The sequence below is a fragment of the Neisseria sp. HMSC70E02 genome, from assembly GCF_001838645.1.
GTDB lineage: Bacteria > Pseudomonadota > Gammaproteobacteria > Burkholderiales > Neisseriaceae > Neisseria > Neisseria macacae.
Genome location: NZ_KV838125.1, coordinates 67,626 through 93,500, shown reverse-complemented (window position 1 = coordinate 93,500; position 25,875 = coordinate 67,626). Strand labels below are relative to the sequence as shown.

Genomic DNA, 25,875 nt, shown 5'->3' with positions numbered 1-25,875 from the left:
GCTTCGTCGCCTTGTCCTGATTTAAATTTACTCCACTATATGGGTCGTCTGAAATGGTTGTGGTGTGGTTATCGGATGGGTTTGTTTTGTTTTTTGGCTGCTTTGCCGTCTTTGGGATCGGGTGGCGGTGGCTCGGCGAAGATGCTTTCGGGGTTGGGGTGTGCGGCAAATTCTTGCAGCAGTTTTTGGTAGTCTTGGGACTGTTTCATCAGCTCCGCCGCGGCGGTCCGCAGGTTGTCCACGTCTTCGGGCGGGAGGTAGAAGCTGGTGGGGATGTTCAACACTTTGTCGCGCAACGCGGAGGGCGGCAGGTCTTTGAGGTTGAGGCTGACGAAGGAGAAGCTAATTCCGTCTCCGCTTTGTTGGTTGGCTTCGTTACGTTGATCGACAAAGGCGCGGAAGCGGCGCAGGGATTCTTGGGTGTATTGGTCGATGGGGATGTTGATGATGGCGGTAACGACGTCGCGGAATCCGGGGACGGCGGCGGTTTTGTCCATATTGCTGCTGATTTGGTTTTGGGCGTTGACGCTGATGACGACGATGTGTCGCAGGTTGCGGCTGCGGATTTGTTGTTCCAACACTTTGTCGGGATAGATTTCGGTCATGTCCAAGAGGCTGCGCATGCCGAGGTTGTCGGTCAGTCCGCCGTCTATCAGGTGGATGTAGGGTCGGGTTTTGCTGTCGCTGTATTTGTTGAACCTGTTTTTAAACTCTTGATAGGTGGCGTTTCGCTGCTTTTGGGACTCGAGGCCGGTCATTTGCAGCTGCGGCGGCAGGGTGTAGCCGCAGTTGCCGCCGTTGTTGTTGAGGGTAATCGGGGCGAACACCATGGGCACTGCGCTGGAAGCGGCAACGGCGCGGGCAAGGCGCAAACCGCCCAAGTCGATACACATAGGGTCGAAGTATTCTTGCGTGAAGTTCAGGCGTTCGCCTGCTCCCATGTCGGTGGCGGAAATAATGGCGAACGGGCCTTTGCCGTATTTTTACAAATCGCGGAAGGTGGTTTTGCCGAAAAGATGGTTTTCAAACTGCTCTTGCAACAGGTCGCCGCGTCCATATTCGGGCGAGGCAAGGCGGGGCAGGTTGGTCATGGAGAAGGCTTGTTTGACGACTTGGCGTTGGAAGTTTTGGTGAAGGAAAAGCTTGTAAAACATGGGGATGGTTTCTTCACCTTTGAGCGCGAAGTAGGCGGCGAGGACGGAGCCGCCGGATACGCCGACCACCAAATCGACATTGGACATCAGCGACTTGCTTTTGCCGCCGATGGTGACTTTTTGCTGTTGAAGCTGTTCCAACACGCCGTAGCCCAACGCCGCCGCGCGCGTGCCGCCGCCGGAGAGCATCAGGATGATGAAGGTGTCGTCTTCTTCGCGCCGAAACTGGCTGGTTTCAAAACGATAGCCTTGGTTCATATCAATTTTATTGATGGTGGCGACAGGCTGATACTTGACCAGCGAGCAGGCAGACAGCGCGGCCAAGGTAAAGGCGGTCAGGACGGTTTTGAACGGGCGTTTCGGCATGGAAGTTTGGTTGTGAAACAAAAGAGCTTGATTATAATGGATTAAATCGGTTTTCGATACCTGCCGGCGGGTTAAGGCGATGCCGCAGCGTAGATTGAAAGGTTTTCAGACGACCTTGGTTCATTCCGCAATCGGACAGGTCGTCTGAAAAATAAAATCAGGTTTAAGGCTTGTCCGCCTTGTCTCCGATTTTGCCTTCTTTGCCTTGAAGCAGGTTTTGGATATTGCTTTTATGGCGGTACAACACCAGCACGGCAATGACGACGGTCGCCCAAGCCCAAGAAGAGTAGGGCATCAGCCAGAAGGCAACGAGCGGCGCGGCTACGGTGGCGGCGAGCGCGGCAAGCGAGGACACTTTAAAGCCGAACGCCATCACCAGCCAAATTGCCGCACAAACCAAAGCCGTTGCAGGCGAAAGCGCCAGCAATACGCCCAAAGCCGTCGCCACGCCCTTGCCACCTTTGAAGCCGAAAAACAGCGGCCACATATGTCCGACCAACGCGGCGACGGCAACCGCCGCTATGGTGATGTCCGACAGAGTCAAAGCATCTTGCAGGCAGCGTGCCAAAACCACCGCCACCAGACCTTTGAGCGCGTCGCCCAGCAAAGTCAGCGCCGCCGCTTTTTTCTTGCCGCTGCGCAAAACATTGGTCGCGCCGGGGTTGCCCGAGCCGTAAGTGCGCGGATCGTCCATGCCGTAATATTTGGAAACAATGACGGCAAACGACAGCGAACCGATTAAATAAGCCGCGATAACGGCGGATACATTGAACATTTCAGATGCTTTACTTAAAATGGGACGCTCATTTTATCAAAAAAACAGGCAGGCAAATGGACAAAATCTTTTTACGCGGCATGAAGGCGAACACCTTAATCGGCGTGTACGACTGGGAACGCGAACGCCCCCAAACCCTGATTTTGGATTTGGACATCGGCATCCCCGAACAAAGCGGTCAAGACGACCACATCGGCAATACCGTCCATTACGGCGAAGTCTGCGAAGCCGTCAGGGCAAGCCTTGCCGAACAAAGCTTCCTCTTGCTCGAATCATTGGCGGAACACATCGCCAAACTCATCCTCGACAATTTCGGCGCGTTGAGTGTGCGCGTCAAAATCATCAAACCCGGCATCCTGCCCGATGTCAAAGAAGTCGGCATTGAAATCGAACGCAGCAGGGTTTAAAACAGCACAAACGGTTTAGCGAAACCTGATTCGCTCTTTTCAGACGAGCCTTTTCATGACTCAAGAGGTCGTCTGAAAGCTCGGCTTCAACGAAGTTAAAACCCATTCCTGATTTTCAGACGACCCCGTATCAAACTTTACAAAGAGAACACGCAAATGGATTTGAAAGAAACCAAACTCAGCAGCGAGCCGATTTATCAAGGCTCATTTGTTACCATCAACCGCGACAAAGTTCGTCTGCCCAACGGCAACGAAAGCCAGCGCATCGTCATCCGTCATCCCGGTGCGGCCTGCGTTTTAGCGGTTACCGAAGAGGGCAAAGCCGTACTCGTGCGCCAATGGCGTTACGCCGCAGACGCTGCCACGCTCGAGCTGCCCGCCGGCAAACTCGATGCAGGCGAAGACCCCGCCGAATGCGCCCTGCGCGAGCTGGCGGAAGAAACCCCGTACACCGCCGACCGCGTCAAACTCATCAGCAGCTTCTACACCGCCATCGGCTTCTGCGACGAAAAAATGTACTTCTACCAAGCAGAAGGCGTGCGCCTCGGCAGCACTCTGAGCAACGATGAAGACGAAATCACCGAAACCGTCCTGATGAGCAAGGAAGAAGCCCGCACCGCTTTGGCACACAACGAAATCAAAGACGGCAAAACCCTAATTGGCCTGCAATATTGGCTGATGCAGGATTGATGTGAAAAGAAGGTAAAAAGGTCGTCTGAAAAGCAGGTTGCACGTTTTCAGACGACCTTTCTGTAAACCGGCTGGAGAGCAATACCTATAAAACCGACGATTTCAAATCCACTATAAAACAAAGAGAATAGAGAGCGTTATGAATAAGCCGCATTATTCGCATGCCGCCCCTTTGCTGGTCGTCGGCTGCGTCGTTTTCGGACTGGGCAGCTTGATTGTCAAATTTGTCGACGTCGGTTCTTACGCTATCGCATTTTGGCGGTTGGCGATAGCGGCGGTGATTTTTTGGCTGCTGTCGCGACTCTTTGGGCAAAAGTTGCCCAAAAGAAGAAAAGCCATCTACACCGCCATGCTCTCCGGCGTGTTTCTGGCATTTGACCTGTCGCTGTGGCACGAAAGCATACACGCCGTCGGCCCCGGTATTTCCACCTTGCTCAACAGCTTGCAGATATTTTTCCTCTCCGCCATCGGTTTCTTCTTTTTCGGCGAACGCTTGAGCAAACCACAAATGTTCAGCCTCATTCTCGCCATCAGCGGCGTCGCCCTTATCGGCAGCCCTGAGTTCGGACACAACGGCAACGCCGTCTGGGGCTTTATCAGCGGCATCACTTCGGGCGGGATGCTCGCATTGTCTATGGTGTGTATCCACAAAACCCACCAAATCGAGAAAACTTCCTTGTTCCCGATGATGATGATTTTGAGCTTTGGCGGCGCGTTATCCCTCATCATTCCGTCCATCCTGTTTGACAGCCATGCCCTCTATCCCGCCACCATGCGCGATATCGGGCTGGTATTGATTTACGGCGCGGTGATGCAGTGTTTCGCATGGGGCATGATAGCCTACGCCATTCCCTTATTGTCATTCTCGCTGACCGGACTGCTGTTGCTCTCCGAACCTGTCGCCGCCTTGCTTATCGACTATTTTTGGTTGGATAAACCGATTAACGCCCTCCAATGGAGCGGCGCCGTGTTGACCCTGACTGCTATTTACTTAGGGCGTGCCAACGAGAAAAATGCTTGATGTTGCCTTACCGTCACAAACGGATGCGATGACTTGCCGTTATTCGAGTAGGTGCATTCAATAGATTTTCAGACGACCTTTCCCCAATCCCAGATTCTGCAAAAGCAAAAACACCGAAGACCAATTAATCTTCGGTGTTTTTTAATAGGGTGGCGAGCCAGACCCCCGGCACTGACGCATCGGAGTGGGCTGCTGGCTTCCGCCCCTGACCCGGTGTTCCGAATTACCATGCGGGGAGACCCGCCGCAAGAGAGTGGCATTATAACTGTTTTACGGGAAAACTCAAGCGCGGCGGCGTAGAAGGTCGTCTGAAAAGTCTTTTTACCTTTAAATTGTCAACAATATTTGCCTTTTTGAAAATTATTCCTATCGAAACATTTTTCGCCTTTTCCGTTGAAAAACATCGGAATTTAAACTACATTATCGCTTTTCCAACGAGTTGTCTGATTGTCTCGAAAATCATTTTAATTTCGTTGAAGATGCACTTTCAGACGACCTTTTCATAAAAATACGGCGAAATCATGCCGCAGCTTTCCGCAGTTTCGCCGTACCAATAATCATACGGACACACCGCCACCATGACCACGACTACCGCCCCGCAGCGTATTCGGGAAATTCCCTACAACTATACTTCCTACACCGACCGCGAAATCGTCATCCGCCTGTTGGGCGATGAGGCGTGGCAGATTCTGCAAGACTTGCGCGGACAGCGCAGGACGGGGCGTTCGGCGCGGATGTTGTTTGAAGTGTTGGGCGATATTTGGGTGGTCGTGCGCAATCCGTATCTGGTCGATGATTTGCTGGAGCATCCGAAACGCCGCGCCGCGCTGGTGCGGGAAATGCGCCACCGGTTGAACGAAATCCGCAAACGCCGCGACGACAATCCGCAAGTCGATGTATTGGTGGCGGCGGCGGAAAAGGCGGTCGAGCGTTTTGACGGCAGTTTTGACGAAACGCGCCAAAAACGGCGGCAGATTTTGGAACGTTTGAGCAAAATCACCAAGCCGCACAATATTATGTTTGACGGTCTGGCGCGGGTAACGCACGTTACCGATGCGACCGACTGGCGCGTCGAATATCCGTTTGTCGTCGTCAATCCCGATACGGAGGCGGAAGTCGCGCCTTTGGTGCGCGCCTTAATCGAGCTGGATTTGGTCATTATCCCGCGCGGCGGCGGCACGGGTTATACCGGCGGCGCCGTGCCTTTGGATGCGATGAGCGCAGTCATCAATACGGAAAAGCTGGACAAGCATCGCGGCGTCGAATTTGTCGAACTGGCGGGCTTGGACGGCAAACATCCGATTATCCATTGCGGCGCGGGCGTGGTAACGCGGCGGGTAGAAGAAACCGCGCATCAGGCGGGTTTGGTGTTCGCCGTCGATCCGACTTCCGCCGATGCGTCCTGCGTGGGCGGCAATGTCGCGATGAACGCGGGCGGTAAAAAAGCCGTGTTGTGGGGGACGGCGTTGGACAACCTCGCCTACTGGCAGATGGTCAACCCGCAGGGCGAATGGCTGCGCATCGAGCGCGTGCGCCACAATTTCGGCAAAATCCACGACGAAGAAACCGCCGTGTTCGACGTTCACACACTGGATTCAGACGGCCTCAATATCGTTAAAACCGAACGCTTGGAAATCCCCGGCCACAAATTCCGCAAAGTCGGCTTGGGCAAAGACGTTACCGACAAATTCTTGAGCGGTCTGCCCGGCGTGCAAAAAGAAGGCACGGACGGCATCATTACCAGCGTCGCCTTCGTGTTACATAAAATGCCGAAACACACGCGCACCGTGTGTATGGAGTTTTTCGGTACGGTCGCCACCGCCACGCCTTCTATCGTCGAAATCCGCGATTTCCTGCTTGCCCACGACAGCGTGCGGCTGGCGGGTTTGGAACATTTGGACTGGCGTTATGTCCGCGCCGTCGGCTACGCCACCAAAGCAGCGGGTAAGGGGCGGCCGAAAATGGTCTTGCTGGCGGACGTGGTTTCAGACGACGAAGCCGCCGTACAGGCCGCCGCCGAACACATCTGCGAACTTGCCCGTGCCCGCGACGGCGAAGGCTTTATCGCCGTGTCGCCCGAAGCGCGCAAAACCTTCTGGCTCGACCGCAGCCGCACCGCCGCCATCGCCAAGCACACCAACGCCTTTAAAATCAACGAAGACGTGGTGATTCCGCTGGAGCGGCTGGGCGAGTATTCGGACGGTATCGAACGCATCAACATCGAGCTTTCCATCCAAAACAAACTCACCCTGTGCGCCGCATTGGAGCAATATCTTTCGGGCAAACTCCCCATCGACAAAATGGGCACTGACCTGCCGACCGCCGAACTTTTGGGCGAACGCGGCAAACACGCCCTTGCCCACGTTTCCGCCGTCAAAGAGCGTTGGGACTGGTTGCTCGCCCATCTGGATACGCCGCTTGCCGACTACAAAGCCCGCTACGGCGCAGCCGTCCATGCCGCGCCCGAAGCCAAAGACGACGAGAGCTGTTTCACCGCCTTCCGCGATTTCCGCCTGCGCGTGTCCGTCAAAGAAGACGTAATGAAACCGCTCGCCGAAATCTTCAGCGGCAAAACCGACACCAAAATCATCGAAGGCTTGGGCAAAATCCACGCCAAAACCGTGCGCGGGCGTGTCTTCGTCGCCCTGCATATGCACGCCGGCGACGGCAACGTCCATACCAACATCCCCGTCAATTCAGACGACGCCCAAATGCTTCAGACCGCCTACCGCTCGGTCGAACGCATCATGAAGCTCGCCCGCTCGCTCGGCGGCGTGATTTCCGGCGAACACGGCATCGGCATCACCAAGCTCGAATTTCTGACCGATGAAGATTTGCAGCCGTTTTGGGACTACAAAAACCAAGTCGACCCCAAACACACCTTCAACCGTCACAAACTGATGAAAGGCTCGGACTTACGCAACGCCTACACGCCGTCTTTCGAGCTGTTGGGCGCGGAATCGCTGATTATGGAAAAATCAGACCTCGGCACCATCGCCGATTCCGTCAAAGACTGCCTGCGTTGCGGCAAATGCAAACCTGTCTGCTCCACCCACGTCCCGCGCGCCAACCTGCTGTACAGCCCGCGCAACAAAATCCTCGGTGTGGGGCTCTTGACCGAAGCCTTCTTATACGAAGAACAAACCCGCCGCGGCGTTTCCATCAAACACTTCGAAGAACTCATGGACATCGGCGACCACTGCACCGTATGCCACCGTTGCGTCAAACCCTGCCCGGTCAACATCGACTTCGGCGACGTAACCGTAGCCATCCGCAACTACCTTGCCGACTCCGGCCACAAACGCTTCGCGCCTGCCGCATCGATGGGCATGGCATTTTTGAACGCCACCGGCCCGAAAACCATCAAAGCCTTGCGCGCCGCCATGATACAGACCGGCTTTCCCGCGCAGAACTTCGCCTACAAAATCGGCAAACTTCTTCCAATCGGCACCCAAAAACAAAAAGCCGAACCCAAAGCCACCGTCGGCACCGCACCGGTCAAAGAACAAATCATCCACTTCATCAACCGTCCTTTGCCCAAAAGCGTGCCCGCCAAAACACCACGCTCCATGCTCGGCATCGAAGACGACAAAAGCATCCCCATCATCCGCAACCCCGCTGCGCCCGAAGATGCCGAAGCCGTGTTCTACTTCCCTGGCTGCGGTTCCGAACGCCTGTTCAGCCAAATCGGACTCGCCGTCCAAGCCATGCTTTGGCACGTCGGCGTACAAACCGTCCTGCCGCCCGGCTATATGTGTTGCGGCTATCCGCAGGACGCGGGCGGCAACAAGGCAAAAGCCGAACAAATGAGCACCAACAACCGCGTCGCCTTTCACCGCATGGCGAACACCCTCAACTACCTCGACATCAAAACCGTCGTCGTCAGTTGCGGCACCTGCTACGACCAGCTCGAAAAATACCGCTTCGAAGAAATCTTCCCCGGCTGCCGCATCATCGACATCCACGAATACCTGCTCGAAAAAGGCGTGAAACTAAACGGCGTGAAAGGTCAGCAATACCTCTACCACGACCCCTGCCACACACCCATCAAAACCATGAATGCCACCCAAATGGCAAGCAGCCTCATGGGGCAGAAAGTCGTCTTAAGCGACCGCTGCTGCGGCGAATCCGGCATGTTCGCCGTCAAACGCCCCGACATCGCCACCCAAGTCAAATTCCGCAAACAGGAAGAAATCGAGAAAAACCTCAAAGAACTGCCGCAAGGCGAACCCGTCAAAATGCTCACCACCTGCCCCGCCTGCCTGCAAGGACTGAGCCGCTACGCCGACGACAACGACATGCCCGCCGACTACATCGTCATCGAAATGGCGAAACATATCCTCGGCGAAAACTGGCTGGACGAGTTTGTGAAAAAAGCCAACAACGGCGGCGTGGAGAAAGTGTTGCTGTAAGGCTTGTATGGTTTTCAGACGACCTCAAAGGTCGTCTGAAAACCGTCATTCATTAAATCGGCGGAGAGACTTTGGAAGGTTGGAGAAGAGTTTGCCAGACCTTGATGCGATGCGCCGAACAGTCAACCCGATTTTCAGACGACCCCTACGTTTTAAGCAGATGAAAGCAGTTTGAATGGCACCCTGACGGCTGTACCCTCCAGCCGTCAGGGTGCATTTTTATAGTGGATTAACTTTAAACCAGTACGACGTTGCCCCGCCTTAGCTCAAAGAAAACGATTCTCTAAGGTGCTGAAGCACCAAGTGAATCGGTGCCGTACTATCTGTACTGTCTGCGGCTTCGGCGCCTTGTCCTGATTTAAATTTAATCCACTATGCGTAGGCGGGGGCGGGAATGACGGTAGCCAGACAGAAATCTATGCCACGACGCGCAACCTGCCCCCTCTCCCGTCCGGCGGGAAAGGGTTGGGGAGAGGGTTGGGGAGAGGGTGGCTTTACGGGCTGCACCAATTTGATTTTGCCTAAAGCCGCGAAGCCACCTCCATCCTAACCTTCCCCCGCAGGACGGGGGAAGGGACAAGGTTGCTGATACGGTAAAAGGTCGTCTGAAACTGAAAATTTGGTTTCAGACGACCTCTTCTCATAATCAGAACATGCTAAATACCCCGCCAGATAGGGAAGGGCAGGTTGCCGTTGAAGCAACGAGTAGCGTGATATCCCGAACAGCATGATACTGCTTAAAGGCGGATGAAGCAGGTAGATGGTTGTATGGATTGTTGCAAACGGGAGCGTTGCAATTTGAGATGGAAAAAGCCGAGTCCTGTTTATGCAGAACCCGGCTTAATAGGGAGCGCCCAAATAGGCTTTTACGAGCGTCCGAGATTTGAGGCGCAGTTTAGATTCAAATTCAGACGACCTGTTGTGACATCAGATTGCTTAACGCAGTTCTGTATGCAGGCGGCTGAGGAGCGTAGAGGCATCGCTGCCTTTGTATGCGCTGCCGTCTTTGTTCAAGAGGCTGATGCGCGAACCGCCGTTGACTGGCTCGACGAATACGATGATCTCGGGGTAGGCAGCCGGTTTCTCAACTTTTTTGCCTTTGCCCAGCATACGGCCGAAGAAGCCCGGTTTTTTCGTGGAAACGGCGTCGCTTTCGTTAGGTGCCTGTTGAACCAAGAAGGCGTGGCGTTCGATGTTTTGACCCAAGACATTCAAGCCGATGCGGTCGAGGGCAAGCGCGGTGCGTCGCCAGTTGCGGCCGTAGTCGCCGGAGACGAGCAGGGTGTTGCCGTCGATTCGTGCCAATTCGCTGCCGCTGCGTTTGGCAACGCTTTGGGTCAGCGCGTTTTCAGCTTGTTGCTGATCGACGCCCAAGTATTGCATGAAGCGTGCGAGGAAGGCAGCTTCAAGGTTGGGGTCGTTGGCAGCAGGCTGCCACATGGTCGTGTCTTTTTTCTTGTCGGCGTAAACTTCTTTCATGCCTTTGTGGGCGAAGAAGACGTCGGTCGTGCCGTTTTTGCCTTGTTCGATGCGGATGATGAATTTATCGCGCTCGCTGGTGGAATAGATGCCGCCCATGCCGACTTTGTCCAAGAGGCGGCGCAGGCCGTCTTGCGGGATTTTGGCGCGGTTTTCCGCCCATTCGGTTTCCATTTGGCCGATGCCGGGTTCTTCGGATTTGATGTCGAAGCCGTTTTCTTGCCAGAATGCTTTCAACAGAGGCCAAATTTCAGCAGGGGATTTGCCTTGGACTTCAATCCAGCGTTGGTTGCCGTCGCGCTCCAAACGGACGCCTTTGACGGATTTGAGGACTTCGGAGTTGGCGGCCTGTTGGGTTGCCGATGTGCGGCGGCTCAGGTCGCTGGCGCGGACGGCGCCGCTGCCTGCGGGTATTTGATAGAGGTTGCCTTGATCGGGGTTGTTCAAATCAGGCGGTACTTCTAATTTGACGATTTTGCGTGTCTGGGTTTGGTAGTCCAGCTTAGGCAGGTCTTTTTTGTTGCCCGAACAGGCAGTCATGCTGATCAGGGCGATTGCTACGACGACAGGTTTCATATAGGTCATATTGGTTTCCTGTGGGATGTGATGGGTTAACGGCAGGTCGTCTGAAAACGGTTTTCAGACGACCTTTGCGGTTTATGCGGTGAGTTGTCCGGATTCTTGCAATGCGGCGCGGACTTTTGCCTGTCCGGCTTCGGTCAGGGGGACGAGCGGCAGGCGGACATAAGGTTCGCATTTGCCCAATGCGGAGATGCCCCATTTGGGCGCGGCAGGGCTTGGTTCGCAGAACATAGTGTTATAAATCGGAATCAGGCGGTCATTTAATTGACGAGCGGTCGCAATATCGCCTGCAAGGGCGGCGCGGCACATATCGGCGAAGAGTTTGGGGGCGACATTGGCGGCAACGGTTACGACGCCTTTCCCGCCGCAGAGCATGAAGGGCAGGCCGGTAGGATCATCGCCGGAAAGGACGGTGAAACCTTCGGGCGCGTGTTTGATTAATTCGAGATTGCTGCCGATGTTGCCGCTGGCTTCTTTGACGCCGACGATATTCGGGATTTTGGCAAGGCGCAGGATGGTGTCGTTGGTCATGCTGACGACGGTGCGGCCGGGTACGTTGTAGATAATCATCGGAATCGAGGTGGATTCGGCGATGGTTTTGAAATGTTGGTAAATACCTTCTTGGGAGGGCTTGTTGTAATAGGGGACGACGGAAAGGGTGTAGTCTGCACCGGCTTTTTCGGCGGCGCGGGAGAGCGCGATGGCTTCGAGGGTGTTGTTGGCGCCGGTGCCGGCGATAACGGGAACGCGTTTGTTGACGTGTTTGACCGTTTCTTCGATTACGCTTAAATGTTCTTCGACGGAGAGGGTGGCGGATTCGCCTGTCGTGCCGACGGCGACGATGCCGTCGGTACCGCTTTCAATGTGCCAGTCGATCAAATCGCGGAGTTGTTCGTAATGGATGCTGCCGTCTTGATTCATGGGTGTAATCAGGGCAACCAAGCTACCTTGTAACATACGGAAACCTTTTTATTCATTGTGTGAGGTCGATTATGCTTCGGATTGTAGCTTACTTTGTTGTTTGTGTGAAACATATCGGCCGGACGGTTGGTTTAAAGGCTTAAGGGCTATCATATCTTAATAAATAATATTTTTTATAATCATAAAATTATTGGTTTTGAGCGGTGGAATTGCTGTCAAGAATTAAAATGTGTTAAGCGCATAAATGCCGTCTAAAAATGAAGGACTGTCTGGCGCGGGAATTCAAAGAAATTCGAATTTGGGCAGCCGGAGATGTTTTTGCACTGGAGGATTGGAATTGATAAGGAATCTTTGATTCGCTACAATTTCGTTCCTTAAAAATTTTTAACGTTTGACAACGGATAGAAAGACTGCAATGGCTGAAACAATGAAAAAACAGGCGGATTCGCCTGATTTGGTGTACGGTTTGGAAGACAAACCGCCATTCGGAAATGCCTTATTAAGCGCGATAACGCATCTTCTGGCAATTTTTGTGCCGATGATTACGCCCGCGCTGATTGTGGGCGGTGCGCTGGAATTGCCGGTGGAGATGACGGCGTATCTCGTGTCGATGGCGATGGTTGCGTCGGGTGTCGGCACTTATTTGCAGGTCAACCGCTTCGGGCCGATTGGTTCGGGGATGTTGTCTATCCAGTCGGTGAATTTCTCGTTCGTTACCGTCATGATTGCGCTCGGCGCGGGGATGAAAGAGGGCGGTTTGACTAAGGATGCGATGATTTCGACGCTGTTGGGCGTATCGTTTGTCGGCGCGTTTTTGGTGTGTTTCTCGGCATGGCTTTTGCCGTATTTGAAAAAAGTGATTACGCCGACGGTCAGCGGCGTGGTCGTGATGCTGATTGGCTTGAGTTTGGTACACGTCGGCATTACCGATTTCGGCGGCGGCTTCGGCGCGAAGACGAACGGCACATTCGGCTCGATGGAAAATTTGGGGCTGGCGTCGCTGGTGTTGCTGATTGTGCTGATATTCAACTGTATGAAAAATCCACTGCTGCGTATGAGCGGCATCGCAGTTGGGCTGATTGTCGGCTACATTGTCGCGCTGTTTTTGGGCAAGGTGGATTTTTCCGCGCTGCAAAACCTGCCGCTGGTTACGCTGCCCGTACCGTTTAAATATGGTTTCGCTTTCGACTGGCACGCATTTATTGTGGCGGGCGCGATTTTCCTGTTGAGCGTATTTGAGGCGGTCGGCGATTTGACTGCGACGGCAATGGTGTCCGACCAGCCGATTGAAGGCGAGGAATACACCAAACGCCTGCGCGGCGGCGTGTTGGCGGACGGTTTGGTATCGGTGATTGCGACGGCTTTGGGTTCGCTGCCGCTGACGACCTTCGCGCAAAACAACGGCGTGATTCAGATGACCGGCGTGGCTTCGCGTCATGTGGGCAAATATATTGCCGTGATTTTGGTGCTGCTGGGTTTGTTCCCCGTTGTCGGGCGCGCGTTTACGACGATTCCGAGTCCGGTGTTGGGCGGGGCGATGGTCTTGATGTTCGGCTTGATTGCGATTGCGGGCGTGCGGATTTTGGTCAGCCACGGCATCCGCAGGCGCGAGGCGGTGATCGCGGCGACTTCGGTCGGTCTGGGCTTGGGCGTGGCGTTTGAACCGGAAGTGTTTAAAAACCTGCCAGTCTTGTTCCAAAACTCCATTTCCGCCGGCGGCATTACGGCAGTTATCCTGAACCTGCTTTTGCCGGAGGATAAAACCGACAAAGTCGTCAAAATCGATACCGAGGGGCTGGAACATTAAGTTTCAAGCATAAATAAAAAGGTCGTCTGAAAATTTGATTTTCAGACGACCTTTTATATCGGGCTTGAATTGAAACCGTATTCTGTCAAAGAAGTCGGTTTTTGTATAGTGGATTAAAATAAAAATGAGACAAGGCGGCAACGCCCGCCGTGTACGGGTAGTACATAAGGGCGTTGGCAACGCCGTATCATTGCAATTTTAATCCACTATAATTTATTTGCCGATGGTGACGCGCTTGATGATAACCGGTTTGACGGGGACGTTTTGATGGAAGCCGCGTGTTTCAGTCGGCGTTTTGCTGATTTGGCGTACGACATCCATGCCCGAGGTTACTTTGCCGAAGACGGTATAGCCGTAGCCTTGCGGGGTTTTGTTTTTGAAGTTGAGGAATGTATTGTCGGCAGTGTTGATGAAGAACTGGCTGGTGGCGGAATTAGGATCGCCGGTACGCGCCATGGCGATGGTGCCGACAGTGTTTTTTAAGCCGTTGTCCGCTTCGTTGATGACGGCTTTATCTGTGGCTTTTTGGGCAAGGTCCGGGGTAAAGCCGCCTCCTTGAATCATAAAGCCGTCGATAACGCGGTGGAAAACGGTGTTGTCGTAAAAGCCTTTGCGCGCGTAGCTGACGAAGTTGGCGACGGTTTTGGGCGCTTTGGTTTCGTCGAGCGACAGGTTGATATTGCCCATATTGGTTTCGATGACAGCGCGTGTCTCGGCTTGGGCGTTGAAGGCTGCGGCAAGGGCAAGGGCGGCGAAAGTGAGTTTGAGGGTTTTGTTCATTTGAGTGTTTCTCGTAGTGTGAAAATCAAACGTTATTATCGCGGATTTTATGTGAAATCTCTAAAAGGCGTTGTGAAATATTTTAAGGTCGTCTGAAAACGGATACAGCAAACTTTGTTTTCAGACGACCTTTTGTGTTGCGCAGCGGCTTATTGTTTGGCAGCTTCGATTTGGATGTCGATGCGGACGTTTTTGGTCATACCTGCATCAACCAGATAGTTCACGCCCCATTTGGTGCGGTCGATGGTGGTGCTGAAGTCGCCGCCGCAAACTTCGGTTTTCGCCATCGGGCTTTGGTAGCAGTTGAATTTTTCGGCTTTGAGTTTGACGGGGGCGGTTTTGCCGTGCATGGTCAGGTTGCCGTCAACGGAGAGCAGTTTTTTGCCGTTGAAGTTGAATTTGGTGGAAACGAAATGGATGTTCGGGTATTTGGCGGCATCAAAAATGTCGGCGGATTTCAGGTGGTCGGTGAAGTGTTGCGAACCGCTTTGCAGGTTGGCGACGGGGATGGTGATGTCGATTTTGCCGGTGCGCTTGGCTTGGTCGAAATCGACGGAGCCGGTCAGACCGTAGAAGCCGCCGACGTTGGTGCTGGTGTTGAAGTGGTCGATTGCGAAACGGGCGTTGGCGTGGTATTCGTCCACTTTGTAGGTGGCGGCCGAGGCTGTACCGATGGCTGCTGCTGCGAGTGCGGCGAAGATGATTTTTTTCATGATTCTTGTCCTTTGTATGAGGTTGTAAAGATGTTTATCTTAACACAAGAAAGAATGCATATCATTTCTTAAGGGTGAACGGTGGATTTACTTGGATTTGATGATGGGGTCGTCTGAAAACTAAGAAGGGCAATGCTAGGGGCTGTCGACATTCAATAGTTTCCGTGTCTTTTTATCCACAAAGCGGCATCTTCTGCGTTGGAAATCCTCACAAGGTTTCCAACCTTGTTGCGGTTTCCGTCTTGAATTTTCCGCTTTGTGAACAAAAATCCACCGGGAAAATTAAATGTCGACAGCTCTAATGAAAAAAGCGCGGAGTTATCCGCGCTTTTGGTTTTCAGACGACCTTTTACAAGGCGGCGAGTACGGCGTCGCCCATTTCGGAGCAGGAAACGAGTTTTGTGCCTTCTTCGTAAATATCGCCGGTGCGCAAGCCTTGTTGCAGCACTTTTTGGACGGCGCTTTCGACTTGTTGCGCGCGGGCTTCGTCGTTCAGGCTGTAACGCAGCAGCATGGCAAGCGAGAGGATGGTGGCCAGCGGGTTGGCTTTGTTTTGTCCGGCGATGTCGGGAGCGGAGCCGTGTGACGGTTCGTACAGGCCTTTGCCGTTTTCGTCCAGCGAGGCGGAGGGCAGCATGCCGATGGAGCCGGTCAGCATGGAGGCTTCGTCGGAGAGGATGTCGCCGAAGATGTTGCCGGTGGCGATGACGTCGAATTGTTTGGGCGCGCGCACGAGCTGCATGGCGGCGTTGTCCACATACATGTGGGAGAGTTCGACGTCGGGGTATTGTTTGCCGATTTCTTCAAAGATTTCGCGCCAGAGTTCGGTGGTTTCCAAAACGTTGGCTTTGCCGACGGAGCAGACTTTTTTGCTGCGTTTTTGGGCGGATTGGAAGGCGACGTGGGCGATGCGGCGGATTTCGCTTTCGCTGTATTTCATGGTGTTGTAGCCTTCGCGTTCGCCGTTTTCCAAAACGCGGATGCCGCGCGGTTCGCCGAAGTAGATGTCGCCGGTGAGTTCGCGCACGATGAGGATGTCGAGGCCTGCGACGATTTCGGGTTTGAGCGTGGAGGCGTTGGCAAGCTCGGGATAGAGGATGGCGGGGCGCAGGTTGGCAAACAGGTTTAAGTCTTTGCGGATGGCCAATAGTCCGCGTTCGGGGCGCAGCGGGCGGTCGAGGTTGTCGTATTGCGGGCTGCCGACTGCGCCGAGCAGGACGGCATCGGCTTTGCGGCAGAGGTTTTGTGTGAATTCGGGATAGGGATGGCCGTATTCGTCGTAGGCTTCGCCGCCTAGTGGGGCGTATTCGTAGCTGGCGTCCAAGCCTTGGGCGATGAGTTTGTCGAGTACGCGGACGGTTTCGGCGACGATTTCGGGGCCGATGCCGTCGCCTCGGAGGATGGCGATATGTTTGGTCATGGCAAAATCCTTATGAGGGTTTGGAAAAGGGGAGGTCGTCTGAAAACGGCAAAGCGTTTTCCATTTGTAAGGATGGTGTTTTCAGACGACCTTTTGTGTCTGTTTGCAGGTCGGTTTGCTTGAACGAGGCTGATTGTACCATTGCGGCATCGAGAAAGCCGCTTGGAAATCATGCGGGCGGATTCTTCGGGAACGCGATGGGCAGCCAAGTTTTACATTAGTTGCGAAGGGTTGAAGGAAATCAGTAGCGTTCTGCTTCGATACGGATTTTAAAGACGGCTTTGCGTATGGACTTTTCGTCGCCCACCAACGGGGCGTGCGCGTCGTTGGGAAAGAAGAGGGCGAACTCGCCCGGTTGGAGCGTGAGCCAGGTTTCCGGTTCACAGTCGAAAAATTCGATGTCGCGCTTTTCGTCGTAGCCCAAACCGTTTTTCAGACGACCCCTGTCTATCCAGCCGTAGGTTTCTTCCCCGCTGATAGGAACTTGGATATCGATGTGTTTCAAATGTGCTTCGGGCTTGGCTTCGGCTTTGCTCCTCATCGGTTCGCTGCCGACAAAAAGGCGGATATTGGGGTTTGCGCACGGCACTTGTCCGTCGGGCAGGGCGGCGAAATCCAGCGTTTGCAGCAGGTGGACGGCATCGGCAAAGTCGGGGTGCAGCGCGGCGTAGCGAGCGGCGTTGGTGATGGTGTCGGTAATCATGGTTTTTGATTGGAAAGGTCGTCTGAAAAAGCATTCCTTACTGGATGGTTTTTTGTAAATCTAAAGTGGCAGCATAATGTTCGGCAATGGGGATAGGCTTGCGGCTGACTTGGTCGATGTCGTCACCTTCTTCGGTAAATAAAAATGGAAAGAACGTATAAACATTGTCGCCACTCAAATTGCGGATTTCTTCGCGCCAATTTTGCCAACGTAGGTTTTCATAATACATCTGCAGGTCGCCTACTAATGCCCAATGCAAAAAATCGCCATAGCCTTTTTCGCAATCTTCCCATTCGAGAGTATCTGGCGGGAGGTAGAACACATTGCCGGGTGTGCCGTCCAATCCGCCGCCGTTGATGGCAAAGTAGCCGCCTGCGGCGTCATCGGCAATCAGGTAATAGGGCGCGGGCGCGGCAGGTTCGGATTGGGTGCGTCCGAGATTCCAGCTTCCCAGCCCGCGAGGCAGTTTTGCGCTGCCCGAACCCAGTATCTGCAACCAGCCGTCGTCAATCAGGATGCCGCCGGTTTCATAAACGACCGCACCCATAAATGAACGTGTTGTTACTTGTGTTTTTAAGAGTTCGACTTCTGCAGCGGCAGAATCGCGCAGCAGGATTTCTACGGGATGGGCAGCTTCAGTAAGCCACTCTTGAATCAGCGGCCATGCGGGGTCGGCAGTATTAATGAGTTCGGATAATGTTTTCATTTGGGGCTAATTGAAAATGAGCGGAGCGGGTTTCTATTCTCTGCATTCGGTCTGACGCACAAAAAACAGGCAGCCTGCACAATGATTGCAGGCTGCCTGCTGTTTTAACCGTTAAACAGCCAAGGCTGGCTTTGGCGGCGTTTTTCTTCGAAATCGCGGATTTCGTCGGCGTGTTGCAGGGTCAGGCCGATTTCATCCAAACCGTTTAAGAGGCAGTGTTTGCGGTGTTCGGTAATGTCGAATTTGAACGTCTCGCCGCTAGGTGTGGTCAGGGTTTGCTCGGCAAGGTCGATGGAGAGCTGATAGCCTTCGTTAGCCTCGACTTCTTTGAAAAGTTGGTCGACTTGTTCTTCGGTCAACACGATGGGCAGGAGGCCGTTTTTGTAGCAGTTGTTGAAGAAGATATCGGCGAAGCTGGGGGCGATAACGGCGCGGAAACCGTAGTCGTCCAATGCCCAAGGAGCATGTTCGCGCGAGGAGCCGCAGCCGAAGTTTTTGCGAGTCAACAGGATTTGCGCGCCTTGGTAACGCGGCTGGTTCAGCGAGAAATCGGGGTTCAGCGGGCGTTTGCTGTTGTCCATGCCCGGTTCGCCGTGGTCGAGGTAACGCCATTCGTCAAAGGCATTGGGACCGAAGCCGCTCCGTTTGATGGATTTTAAAAATTGTTTGGGGATGATGGCGTCGGTATCGACGTTGCTGCGGTCGAGCGGGGCGACGATGGCGGTGATTTTGGTAAAGGCTTTCATGTCAGGTTCTTATAGGAATAATGTGAAAAAAATGATGGTTGTTTGGCGGGTTGAATTAACGTGTGCTGTGCAAACCGATTCGGTTGCCTTCGGTATCTTCGATAAAGGCGGCAAAGCCGTTGGCGATGGGGAATTTCCCCTGCAACAATTTTCCGCCTGCTGAAACGGCTTTTTCTGCGGTCTCGGTACAATCCGGACAATTGAAGAAAATGGTTGTGCCGCCGTGGCCGGGTTGGGCGTTGCTGTCGTGCCAAATCATGCCGGCAGTGCCGTGTTGCGTGTAATCGGCTGGGAAAATGATGAAACGGAAGCCGTTACCGCCGATGTCTTGCAAAGGTTTGCCGAAGACGGATTCGTAAAACGCTTTGGCTCGATCCAAATCTTGGGCATGAATGCCAAACCAGCTTGACGGGTTACTCATGGTTCTTTCTTTGCATGGAATGCTGAAAATTTCAGTTGTATTACTAATGTAGGGTTAGAGGTCGTCTGAAAAAAGGGGTTGGATTTTCAGACGACCTCAGCTGCCGGTTTATTCGGTAGCGGCTTCGATTTTGTTGCCTACATTGCTCATTCCGCGACCTACGGCATTGCCGCCTTTTTTAACGGCTTCCTCGGTCTTGTCGGCTACGTGCTCGGCAGTTTCTTTGGTTTTATCCCAGTTGCGGCTGGTGTCATCTTTCGCTCCGGACCAAGTGCTGGAACAGGCAGACAAGATGAAGGCTGCGGCAGCCAATGCAAAAATTTTTTTCATAATGGATTCCTTTCAGGTGATAAATGATTGAAAAGGTTTCAGACGTTTTGCGCAACAATGGGAAAATTTGCTTGAGCAATGTATTGTTTTCAGACGACCTCTATTGATGGGGTCGTCTGAAAGATTATGCCATGGTACGGATGTCGGTAAATTTACCGTTTACCGCAGCGGCAGCAGCCATAGCAGGGCTGACAAGGTGCGTGCGCCCGCCGTTGCCTTGGCGGCCTTCGAAGTTGCGGTTGGAAGTGGAGGCACAGCGTTGGCCCGGAGTCAGGCGGTCGGCGTTCATGGCGAGGCACATCGAGCAGCCCGGTTCACGCCATTCGAAACCGGCGTCGATGAAGATTTTGTCCAAGCCTTCCTGTTCCGCCTGTCGTTTAACCAGACCGGAACCGGGAACGATTAACACGCGCTGTACGTTGTCGGCTTTTTTACGGCCTTTGGCGACGGCGGCGGCTTCGCGCAAGTCTTCGATGCGGCTGTTGGTGCAGGAGCCGATGAATACGATGTCGACGGGGATTTCGTTCAGCGGTGTGCCGGCTTCCAAGCCCATGTATTCGAGGGCGCGTTCCATGCCGCTGCGTTTGACGGGATCGGTTTCTTCGGCAGGATTCGGTACTTTGCCGCTGATGTCCAAAACCATTTCAGGCGATGTGCCCCATGTTACTTGTGGTTCGATGTCTTCGGCTTTGAAACGGTATTCTTTGTCGAATACTGCGCCTTCGTCGGAAACCAGCGTGCGCCAGTATTCGACGGCTTTGTCCCACGCTTCGCCTTTGGGTGCGAAGGGTTTGTCTTTGACATAGTCGATGGTGGTTTGATCGACGGCAACCATGCCGGAGCGCGCTCCTGCTTCAATCGCCATGTTGCACAGGGTCATGCGGCCTTCCATAGAGAGGCTGCGGATGGCTTCGCCGCCGAACTCGATGGCATAGCCCGTGCCGCCTGCCGTGCCGATTTGTCCGATAATGTAGAGGGCGACGTCTTTGGCGGTAACGCCCGGTTTCAGACGACCCTCAACGGCAATCAGCATGGATTTGGATTTTTTCGCGGTAATGCACTGGGTTGCCATGGTGTGTTCGACTTCGGAAGTACCGATACCGTGTGCCAGCGCGCCGAATGCGCCGTGGGTAGAGGTGTGCGAGTCGCCGCAGACGACGGTCATGCCGGGCAGGGTTGCGCCTTGTTCCGGGCCCATGACATGAACGATGCCCTGACCTTCATCCATGAACGGGAAGTAGGCGAGTGCGCCGAACTCTTTGATATTTTTGTCCAAAGTATCGACTTGCAGCTTGGAAATCGGGTCTTGGATGCCTTTGTCCCAATCGCCGGTCGGGGTGTTGTGGTCGGCGGTGGAGACAACGCTGTCGATACGCCACAGCTTGCGCCCCGCCATTTTTAGACCTTCAAATGCCTGCGGGCTGGTGACTTCGTGCACTAAATGGCGGTCGATGTAGAGTAGGACAGTGCCGTCTTCTTCTTCGCGGACGACGTGGCTGTTCCAAAGTTTGTCGTAGAGGGTTTGTGCGCTCATGATGGGTTATCTTTGCTTATTAATAATAGGAGTAGATGGTTTGTTTTGATGGGCGGATTTTAGGCTTTTTGCAGGGGTAGCGCAATAGAAATTTGTCTAATTTCTACTTTTTCACATAAAAACCTAAAAATAACTTTTAAAAATTAGACAAATTGTAGAATTGTTGACAAAAAGAGGTATTTTATTTGAAACAATGCTTGTCGTACCGCCTAAAAAAGCACTATCATTTCCATCCGTATCCCACATCCGACAACAGAGGTATAGAGAATGAAATTACCGGTTATGGCTGCCGAACATCTGTCGCAACTTCAGGCGTTTGAAGCGAAAATCTTGTGCAACCACGCCAAAATCGAAGCATGGTTCCGTTCGCAATGGAACGCACACCGCCCGCCGTTTTACGGTTCGGTTGACATCCGCAATGCCGGTTACAAAATTTCGTCTATTGATATGAACCTGTTTCCCGGCGGTTTCAACAACCTGAATCCGAATTTCATCCCGCTGGCGGCAGTGGCGGCGCAAGATGCGGTACAGCGCGCCTGCGAAACGGCAAAATCCGTGTTGATTATTCCTGAAAACCATACCCGCAACACATTCTACCTGCAAAACGTTTACGCACTCAGCGAGATTTTGCGCTCGGCAGGGTATGAAGTCCGTTTGGGCAGCCTGAATCCGGAAGTTACCGAACCGACCGAGTTTGAAACCGCGCTGAGCGATAAAATCCTGCTGGAACCTTTATTGCGTACCCGCGAGCGCGTCCATCTTGCAGACGGTTTCTCGCCTTGCGTCGTCTTGTTGAACAACGACTTGTCCGCCGGTGTTCCCGATATTCTCAAAGACATCAGCCAAACCGTATTGCCTCCGCTGCACGGAGGTTGGACGACGCGCCGCAAAACAGAACATTTCAGCGCATACAACCAAGTCGCTGCTGAATTTGCCAAGCTGATTGACATCGACGAATGGCAGATTAACCCGTATTTCGAAAAAATCGGCGGTTTGGACTTCCAAGAGCGCGAAGGCGAAGACGCGTTGGCGGAAGCGGTAGAGCGCGTGCTGGCGAAGATTCAAGCCAAATACGGCGAATTGGGCATTACCGACCAGCCTTTCGTGATTGTCAAAGCCGACGCAGGTACTTACGGCATGGGCGTAATGAGCGTCAAATCCGCCGACGAAGTGCGCGGACTGAACCGCAAAAACCGCAACAAGATGGCGAAGGTGAAAGAAGGCTTGGAAGTCAGCGAAGTGATTGTCCAAGAAGGCATTTATACCTATGAAACCATGAACGGCGCCGTGTGCGAACCCGTCGTTTATATGATGGACCGTTTTGTTATCGGCGGCTTCTTCCGCGTACACGAAGGGCGTGGCGCGGACGAAAACCTCAACGCCGACGGCATGGTGTTCGTCCCGCTGTCCAACAGCATCCCCACCGGCAGCGGCGACAACTCCCAAGAAGCCCCCGAAGCCTGCAAACGCGTATTCGAAGAATGGGACTCGCTCGGTATGCCGCGTTCCGAAAAAGACTGCGACGTGGACAACGAGCACAACCGCCTCTACGTTTACGGCGTAATGGCGCGCCTGTCGCTGCTTGCCGCCGCGCTTGAGTTGGAACAAACCGCCCCGTAAAGCGCGTTTGGTTTGATTATTTAAAATGGTAAAGGTCGTCTGAAAGCCATAGTTCAGGTTTTCAGACGACCTTTTTTTATGTGGGCAGGTAGGAATAGCAGACAACCATTAAAGCAACAAGTCGCGGACGGTACGGACAGTACGGCAGCTGTGGCGAAAAATCAGTTTATTCGCCATATGATTCGAAAGGAATGCAAAAAGCCCGAAAAGCACGGTTTTATGCTAAAATTCCCATCTATTTTTGCCATACGAAATAAAGAAAACCATGACCGACGCAACTATCCGCAACGACCATAAATTCGCACTCGAAACCCTGCCCGTCAGCCTTGAAGACGAAATGCGCAAAAGCTATCTCGATTACGCCATGAGCGTGATTGTTGGCCGCGCGCTGCCCGATGTGCGCGACGGTTTGAAGCCGGTACACCGCCGCGTGCTTTACGCCATGCACGAGCTGAAAAACAACTGGAATGCCGCCTACAAAAAATCGGCGCGTATCGTCGGCGACGTCATCGGTAAATACCATCCGCACGGCGATTCCGCGGTTTACGACACCATCGTGCGCATGGCGCAGGATTTTTCGATGCGCTACGTCTTAATCGACGGTCAGGGCAACTTCGGTTCGGTTGACGGCGACGGTGCCGCGGCCATGCGTTATACCGAAATCCGCATGGCGAAAATCGCCCACGAAATGCTGGCGGACATCGAAGAAGAAACCGTCAATTTCGGCCCGAACTACGACGGCAGCGAACACGAGCCGCTGGTGTTGCCGACCCGCTTTCCCGCGCTGTTGGTCAACGGCTCGTCCGGTATTGCCGTCGGTATGGCGACCAACATCCCGCCGCACAATCTCACTGACACCATCAATGCCTGTCTTCGTCTTTTGGACGAACCCGAAACCGAAATCGACGAATTAATCAATATTCTCCAAGCCCCCGATTTCCCGACCGGCGCAACCATCTACGGCTTGAGCGGCGTGCGCGAAGGCTATAAAACCGGCCGCGGCCGCGTCGTCATGCGTGGTAAAACCCATATCGAACCCATAGGCAAAAACGGCGAACGCGAAGCCATTATCATCGACGAAATTCCGTATCAGGTGAACAAAGCCAAGCTGGTGGAAAAAATCGGCGAACTGGTGCGCGAAAAAACGTTGGAAGGCGTATCCGACCTGCGCGACGAATCCGATAAATCCGGTATGCGCGTCGTTATCGAATTGAAACGTAACGAAAACGCCGAAGTCGTTTTAAACCAACTCTATAAACTCACCCAGCTTCAAGACAGTTTCGGCATCAACATGGTTGCTTTGGTTGACGGTCAGCCGCGCCTGTTGAACCTGAAACAGATTTTGGCAGAATTCCTGCGCCACCGTCGCGAAGTCGTTACCCGCCGCACCTTGTTCCGCTTGAAAAAAGCGCGTCATGAAGGCCATATCGCCGAAGGTAAAGCCGTCGCCCTGTCTAATATCGACGAGATGATTCGCCTCATCAAAGAATCCGCCGATGCGCCTGAAGCCAAAGAAAAACTGCTGTCCCGCGCATGGCGCAGCGGTTTGGTGGAAGACATGTTGAGCCGTACCGACCTCGACCTGCGCATGGCGCGTCCCGAAGGTCTGCCCGCCAATCTCGGCTTGCAGGAACAAGGCTATTATTTGAGCGAAATCCAAGCCGACGCCATTCTGCGCATGAGTCTGCGCAACCTGACCGGCCTCGACCAAGAAGAAATCGTCGGCGATTATAAAAACATCATGGCAAAAATCATCGACTTTTTGGACATTTTGGCGAAACCGGAACGCATCACCCAAATCATCCGCGAAGAATTGGAAGAAACCAAAACCAATTTCGGCGACGAACGCCGCAGCGAAATCAACCCGTTCGGCGGCGACATTGCCGATGAAGACCTGATTCCGCAACGCGAAATGGTCGTTACCCTGACTCACGGTGGCTATATCAAAACCCAGCCGACCACCGACTATCAGGCGCAGCGTCGCGGCGGGCGCGGCAAACAGGCGGCGGCCACCAAAGACGAAGACTTCATCGAAACCCTGTTCGTTGCGAACACGCATGACTATTTGATGTGTTTCACCAACCTCGGCAAGTGCCACTGGATTAAGGTTTACAAACTGCCCGAAGGCGGACGCAACAGCCGCGGCCGTCCGATTAACAACGTTATCCAGTTGGAAGAAGGCGAAAAAGTCAGCGCCATCCTCGCCGTGCGCGAGTTCCCCGAAGACCAATACGTCTTCTTCGCCACCGCACAAGGCATGGTAAAAAAAGTCCAGCTTTCCGCCTTCAAAAACGTCCGCAGCCAAGGCATCAAAGCCATCGCGCTCAAAGAAGGCGACTACCTCGTCGGCGCCGCGCAAACCAGCGGCTCGGACGACATCATGCTGTTCTCCAACTTGGGTAAAGCCATCCGCTTCAACGAATACTGGGAAAAATCTGGTAACGACGAAGCGGAAGATGCCGACATCGAAACCGAGATTTCAGACGACCTCGAAGACGAAACCGCCGACAACGAAAATGCCCTGCCAAGCGGCAAACATGGCGTCCGTCCGTCCGGTCGCGGCAGCGGCGGCCTGCGCGGTATGCGCCTGCCTGCCGACGGCAAAATCGTCAGCCTGATTACCTTTGCCCCCGAAGCCGCTCAAAGCGATTTGCAAGTGCTGACCGCCACCGCCAACGGCTACGGCAAACGTACCCCGATTGCCGATTACAGCCGCAAAAACAAAGGTGGACAAGGCAATATCGCCATCAACACCGGCGAGCGCAACGGCGATTTGGTCGCTGCAACCCTAGTCGGCGAAACCGATGACCTAATGCTGATTACCAGCGGCGGCGTCCTCATCCGTACCAAAGTCCAACAAATCCGCGAAACCGGCCGCGCCGCAGCAGGCGTACGCCTGATTAATCTGGACGAAGGCGAAACCTTGGTATCGCTGGAACGTGTTGCCGAAGAAGCGGAAGATGAAAATCCCGAGGCGGAAAATCCGGAAGGCAATGAAGCCGAGAACACCGTATCGGATATTGAAGGTGGCGAAGCGTAAATCAAGCTTCCGATTGACCGGAGCCGATTGGCAGGGGCGTCTGAAACGATAGGTTTCACGATATTAAGAATATCGGCTGAACGATTGCCTGTTCATCGTTTCTATTTCAATAGAAAGAGTGGTTGAGCAGGCAATAAACCAAATGGTTTCAAAATTGGTTTTTTAATATACCCGCCCTGTCTCAGCCTTCTTTCAGATTTTCGATAATTTATTGATATAGTGGATTAAATTTAAATCAGAACAAGGCG

General features: G+C 53.6%; 20 protein-coding genes, 1 other RNA gene and 1 pseudogene. 7 read left to right on the top strand and 15 right to left on the bottom strand.

The features are described from left to right. Positions 1–68 precede the first annotated feature (68 nt). Positions 69–1,520: pseudogene (locus tag HMPREF3277_RS11830) on the bottom strand (patatin-like phospholipase family protein). A gap of 163 nt (positions 1,521–1,683) precedes the next feature. Then, positions 1,684–2,295: a glycerol-3-phosphate 1-O-acyltransferase PlsY gene (gene plsY, locus HMPREF3277_RS11825; protein WP_070871227.1), complete on the bottom strand. Its 612-nt coding sequence runs from the start codon at positions 2,293–2,295 to the stop codon at positions 1,684–1,686. A 56-nt stretch (positions 2,296–2,351) separates the two neighbouring features. On the opposite strand from plsY, the gene folB reads away from it, so the two are divergent. The 3 genes from folB to HMPREF3277_RS11810 all read left to right on the top strand — a co-directional run bounded on the left by folB (position 2,352) and on the right by HMPREF3277_RS11810 (position 4,413). Continuing rightward, complete coding sequence (gene folB / locus HMPREF3277_RS11820; protein ID WP_070871226.1) at positions 2,352–2,702, top strand: dihydroneopterin aldolase; 351 nt, start codon at positions 2,352–2,354, stop codon at positions 2,700–2,702. Between the two features lie 156 nt (positions 2,703–2,858). Beyond that, positions 2,859–3,392 carry an NUDIX hydrolase gene (locus HMPREF3277_RS11815; RefSeq protein WP_003760014.1) on the top strand — a complete coding sequence of 178 codons (534 nt, stop codon included), beginning with the start codon at positions 2,859–2,861 and terminating at the stop codon, positions 3,390–3,392. 139 nt (positions 3,393–3,531) lie between these two features. Further along, positions 3,532–4,413: a DMT family transporter gene (locus tag HMPREF3277_RS11810; protein WP_070871225.1), complete on the top strand. Its 882-nt coding sequence runs from the start codon at positions 3,532–3,534 to the stop codon at positions 4,411–4,413. Between the two features lie 148 nt (positions 4,414–4,561). On the opposite strand, the gene ffs is transcribed toward HMPREF3277_RS11810, so the two are convergent. Further along, an RNA gene (gene ffs / locus HMPREF3277_RS11805) (signal recognition particle sRNA small type) lies at positions 4,562–4,658 on the bottom strand. A 333-nt stretch (positions 4,659–4,991) separates the two neighbouring features. Here ffs and HMPREF3277_RS11800 point away from each other — a divergent pair. Further along, the gene (locus tag HMPREF3277_RS11800) at positions 4,992–8,825 is read left to right on the top strand and encodes a DUF3683 domain-containing protein (protein WP_070871224.1); all 3,834 of its coding nucleotides are present in this window, start codon (positions 4,992–4,994) and stop codon (positions 8,823–8,825) included. Between the two features lie 936 nt (positions 8,826–9,761). Here HMPREF3277_RS11800 and bamC read toward each other — a convergent pair. Together bamC and dapA are read right to left on the bottom strand one after the other, a co-directional pair. Beyond that, on the bottom strand, positions 9,762–10,889 hold the full coding sequence (bamC, locus tag HMPREF3277_RS11795) for an outer membrane protein assembly factor BamC (protein ID WP_003761577.1): 1,128 nt from the start codon (positions 10,887–10,889) through the stop codon (positions 9,762–9,764). A 72-nt stretch (positions 10,890–10,961) separates the two neighbouring features. After that, complete coding sequence (gene dapA / locus HMPREF3277_RS11790; RefSeq protein WP_070871223.1) at positions 10,962–11,843, bottom strand: 4-hydroxy-tetrahydrodipicolinate synthase; 882 nt, start codon at positions 11,841–11,843, stop codon at positions 10,962–10,964. Positions 11,844–12,222: 379 nt separating this feature from the next. Here dapA and HMPREF3277_RS11785 point away from each other — a divergent pair, with 379 nt between their 5' ends. Next, complete coding sequence (locus tag HMPREF3277_RS11785; RefSeq protein ID WP_070871222.1) at positions 12,223–13,614, top strand: nucleobase:cation symporter-2 family protein; 1,392 nt, start codon at positions 12,223–12,225, stop codon at positions 13,612–13,614. A 213-nt stretch (positions 13,615–13,827) separates the two neighbouring features. On the opposite strand, the gene HMPREF3277_RS11780 is transcribed toward HMPREF3277_RS11785, so the two are convergent. The 10 genes from HMPREF3277_RS11780 to leuC form a co-directional block, all read right to left on the bottom strand. Beyond that, the gene (locus HMPREF3277_RS11780; protein ID WP_070871221.1) at positions 13,828–14,394 is read right to left on the bottom strand and encodes a peptidylprolyl isomerase; all 567 of its coding nucleotides are present in this window, start codon (positions 14,392–14,394) and stop codon (positions 13,828–13,830) included. 149 nt (positions 14,395–14,543) lie between these two features. Next, a complete protein-coding gene (locus tag HMPREF3277_RS11775; protein ID WP_070871220.1) occupies positions 14,544–15,107 on the bottom strand; it encodes a YceI family protein in 564 nt (187 codons plus the stop codon). Positions 15,108–15,456: 349 nt separating this feature from the next. Next, a complete protein-coding gene (gene leuB, locus HMPREF3277_RS11770; protein ID WP_003761586.1) occupies positions 15,457–16,527 on the bottom strand; it encodes a 3-isopropylmalate dehydrogenase in 1,071 nt (356 codons plus the stop codon). A 10-nt stretch (positions 16,528–16,537) separates the two neighbouring features. Next, positions 16,538–16,669: a hypothetical protein gene (locus tag HMPREF3277_RS15755; protein WP_003765453.1), complete on the bottom strand. Its 132-nt coding sequence runs from the start codon at positions 16,667–16,669 to the stop codon at positions 16,538–16,540. Between the two features lie 99 nt (positions 16,670–16,768). Further along, entirely contained in the window at positions 16,769–17,230 is a 462-nt protein-coding gene (locus HMPREF3277_RS11765) for a NanQ anomerase/TabA/YiaL family protein (RefSeq protein WP_003765492.1), read from the bottom strand. 37 nt (positions 17,231–17,267) lie between these two features. Beyond that, the gene (locus tag HMPREF3277_RS11760) at positions 17,268–17,936 is read right to left on the bottom strand and encodes a DUF2625 domain-containing protein (RefSeq protein WP_070871219.1); all 669 of its coding nucleotides are present in this window, start codon (positions 17,934–17,936) and stop codon (positions 17,268–17,270) included. Positions 17,937–18,040: 104 nt separating this feature from the next. Next, the gene (gene leuD, locus HMPREF3277_RS11755; RefSeq protein ID WP_003742170.1) at positions 18,041–18,682 is read right to left on the bottom strand and encodes a 3-isopropylmalate dehydratase small subunit; all 642 of its coding nucleotides are present in this window, start codon (positions 18,680–18,682) and stop codon (positions 18,041–18,043) included. Between the two features lie 55 nt (positions 18,683–18,737). Continuing rightward, positions 18,738–19,103 (bottom strand): VOC family protein, encoded by a 366-nt coding sequence (locus HMPREF3277_RS11750; protein ID WP_070871218.1) that lies wholly within the window; start codon positions 19,101–19,103, stop codon positions 18,738–18,740. Between the two features lie 108 nt (positions 19,104–19,211). Continuing rightward, positions 19,212–19,433, bottom strand: a complete 222-nt coding sequence (locus HMPREF3277_RS11745) for a hypothetical protein (RefSeq protein WP_070871217.1) — start codon at positions 19,431–19,433, stop codon at positions 19,212–19,214. A 124-nt stretch (positions 19,434–19,557) separates the two neighbouring features. Beyond that, entirely contained in the window at positions 19,558–20,967 is a 1,410-nt protein-coding gene (gene leuC / locus HMPREF3277_RS11740; protein ID WP_070871216.1) for a 3-isopropylmalate dehydratase large subunit, read from the bottom strand. Between the two features lie 267 nt (positions 20,968–21,234). Here leuC and gshA point away from each other — a divergent pair, with 267 nt between their 5' ends. Both gshA and gyrA read left to right on the top strand, forming a co-directional pair. Further along, on the top strand, positions 21,235–22,587 hold the full coding sequence (gene gshA / locus HMPREF3277_RS11735; protein ID WP_070871215.1) for a glutamate--cysteine ligase: 1,353 nt from the start codon (positions 21,235–21,237) through the stop codon (positions 22,585–22,587). A gap of 265 nt (positions 22,588–22,852) precedes the next feature. Beyond that, the gene (gene gyrA / locus HMPREF3277_RS11730) at positions 22,853–25,627 is read left to right on the top strand and encodes a DNA gyrase subunit A (RefSeq protein WP_003765478.1); all 2,775 of its coding nucleotides are present in this window, start codon (positions 22,853–22,855) and stop codon (positions 25,625–25,627) included. Positions 25,628–25,875: the final 248 nt, after the last annotated feature.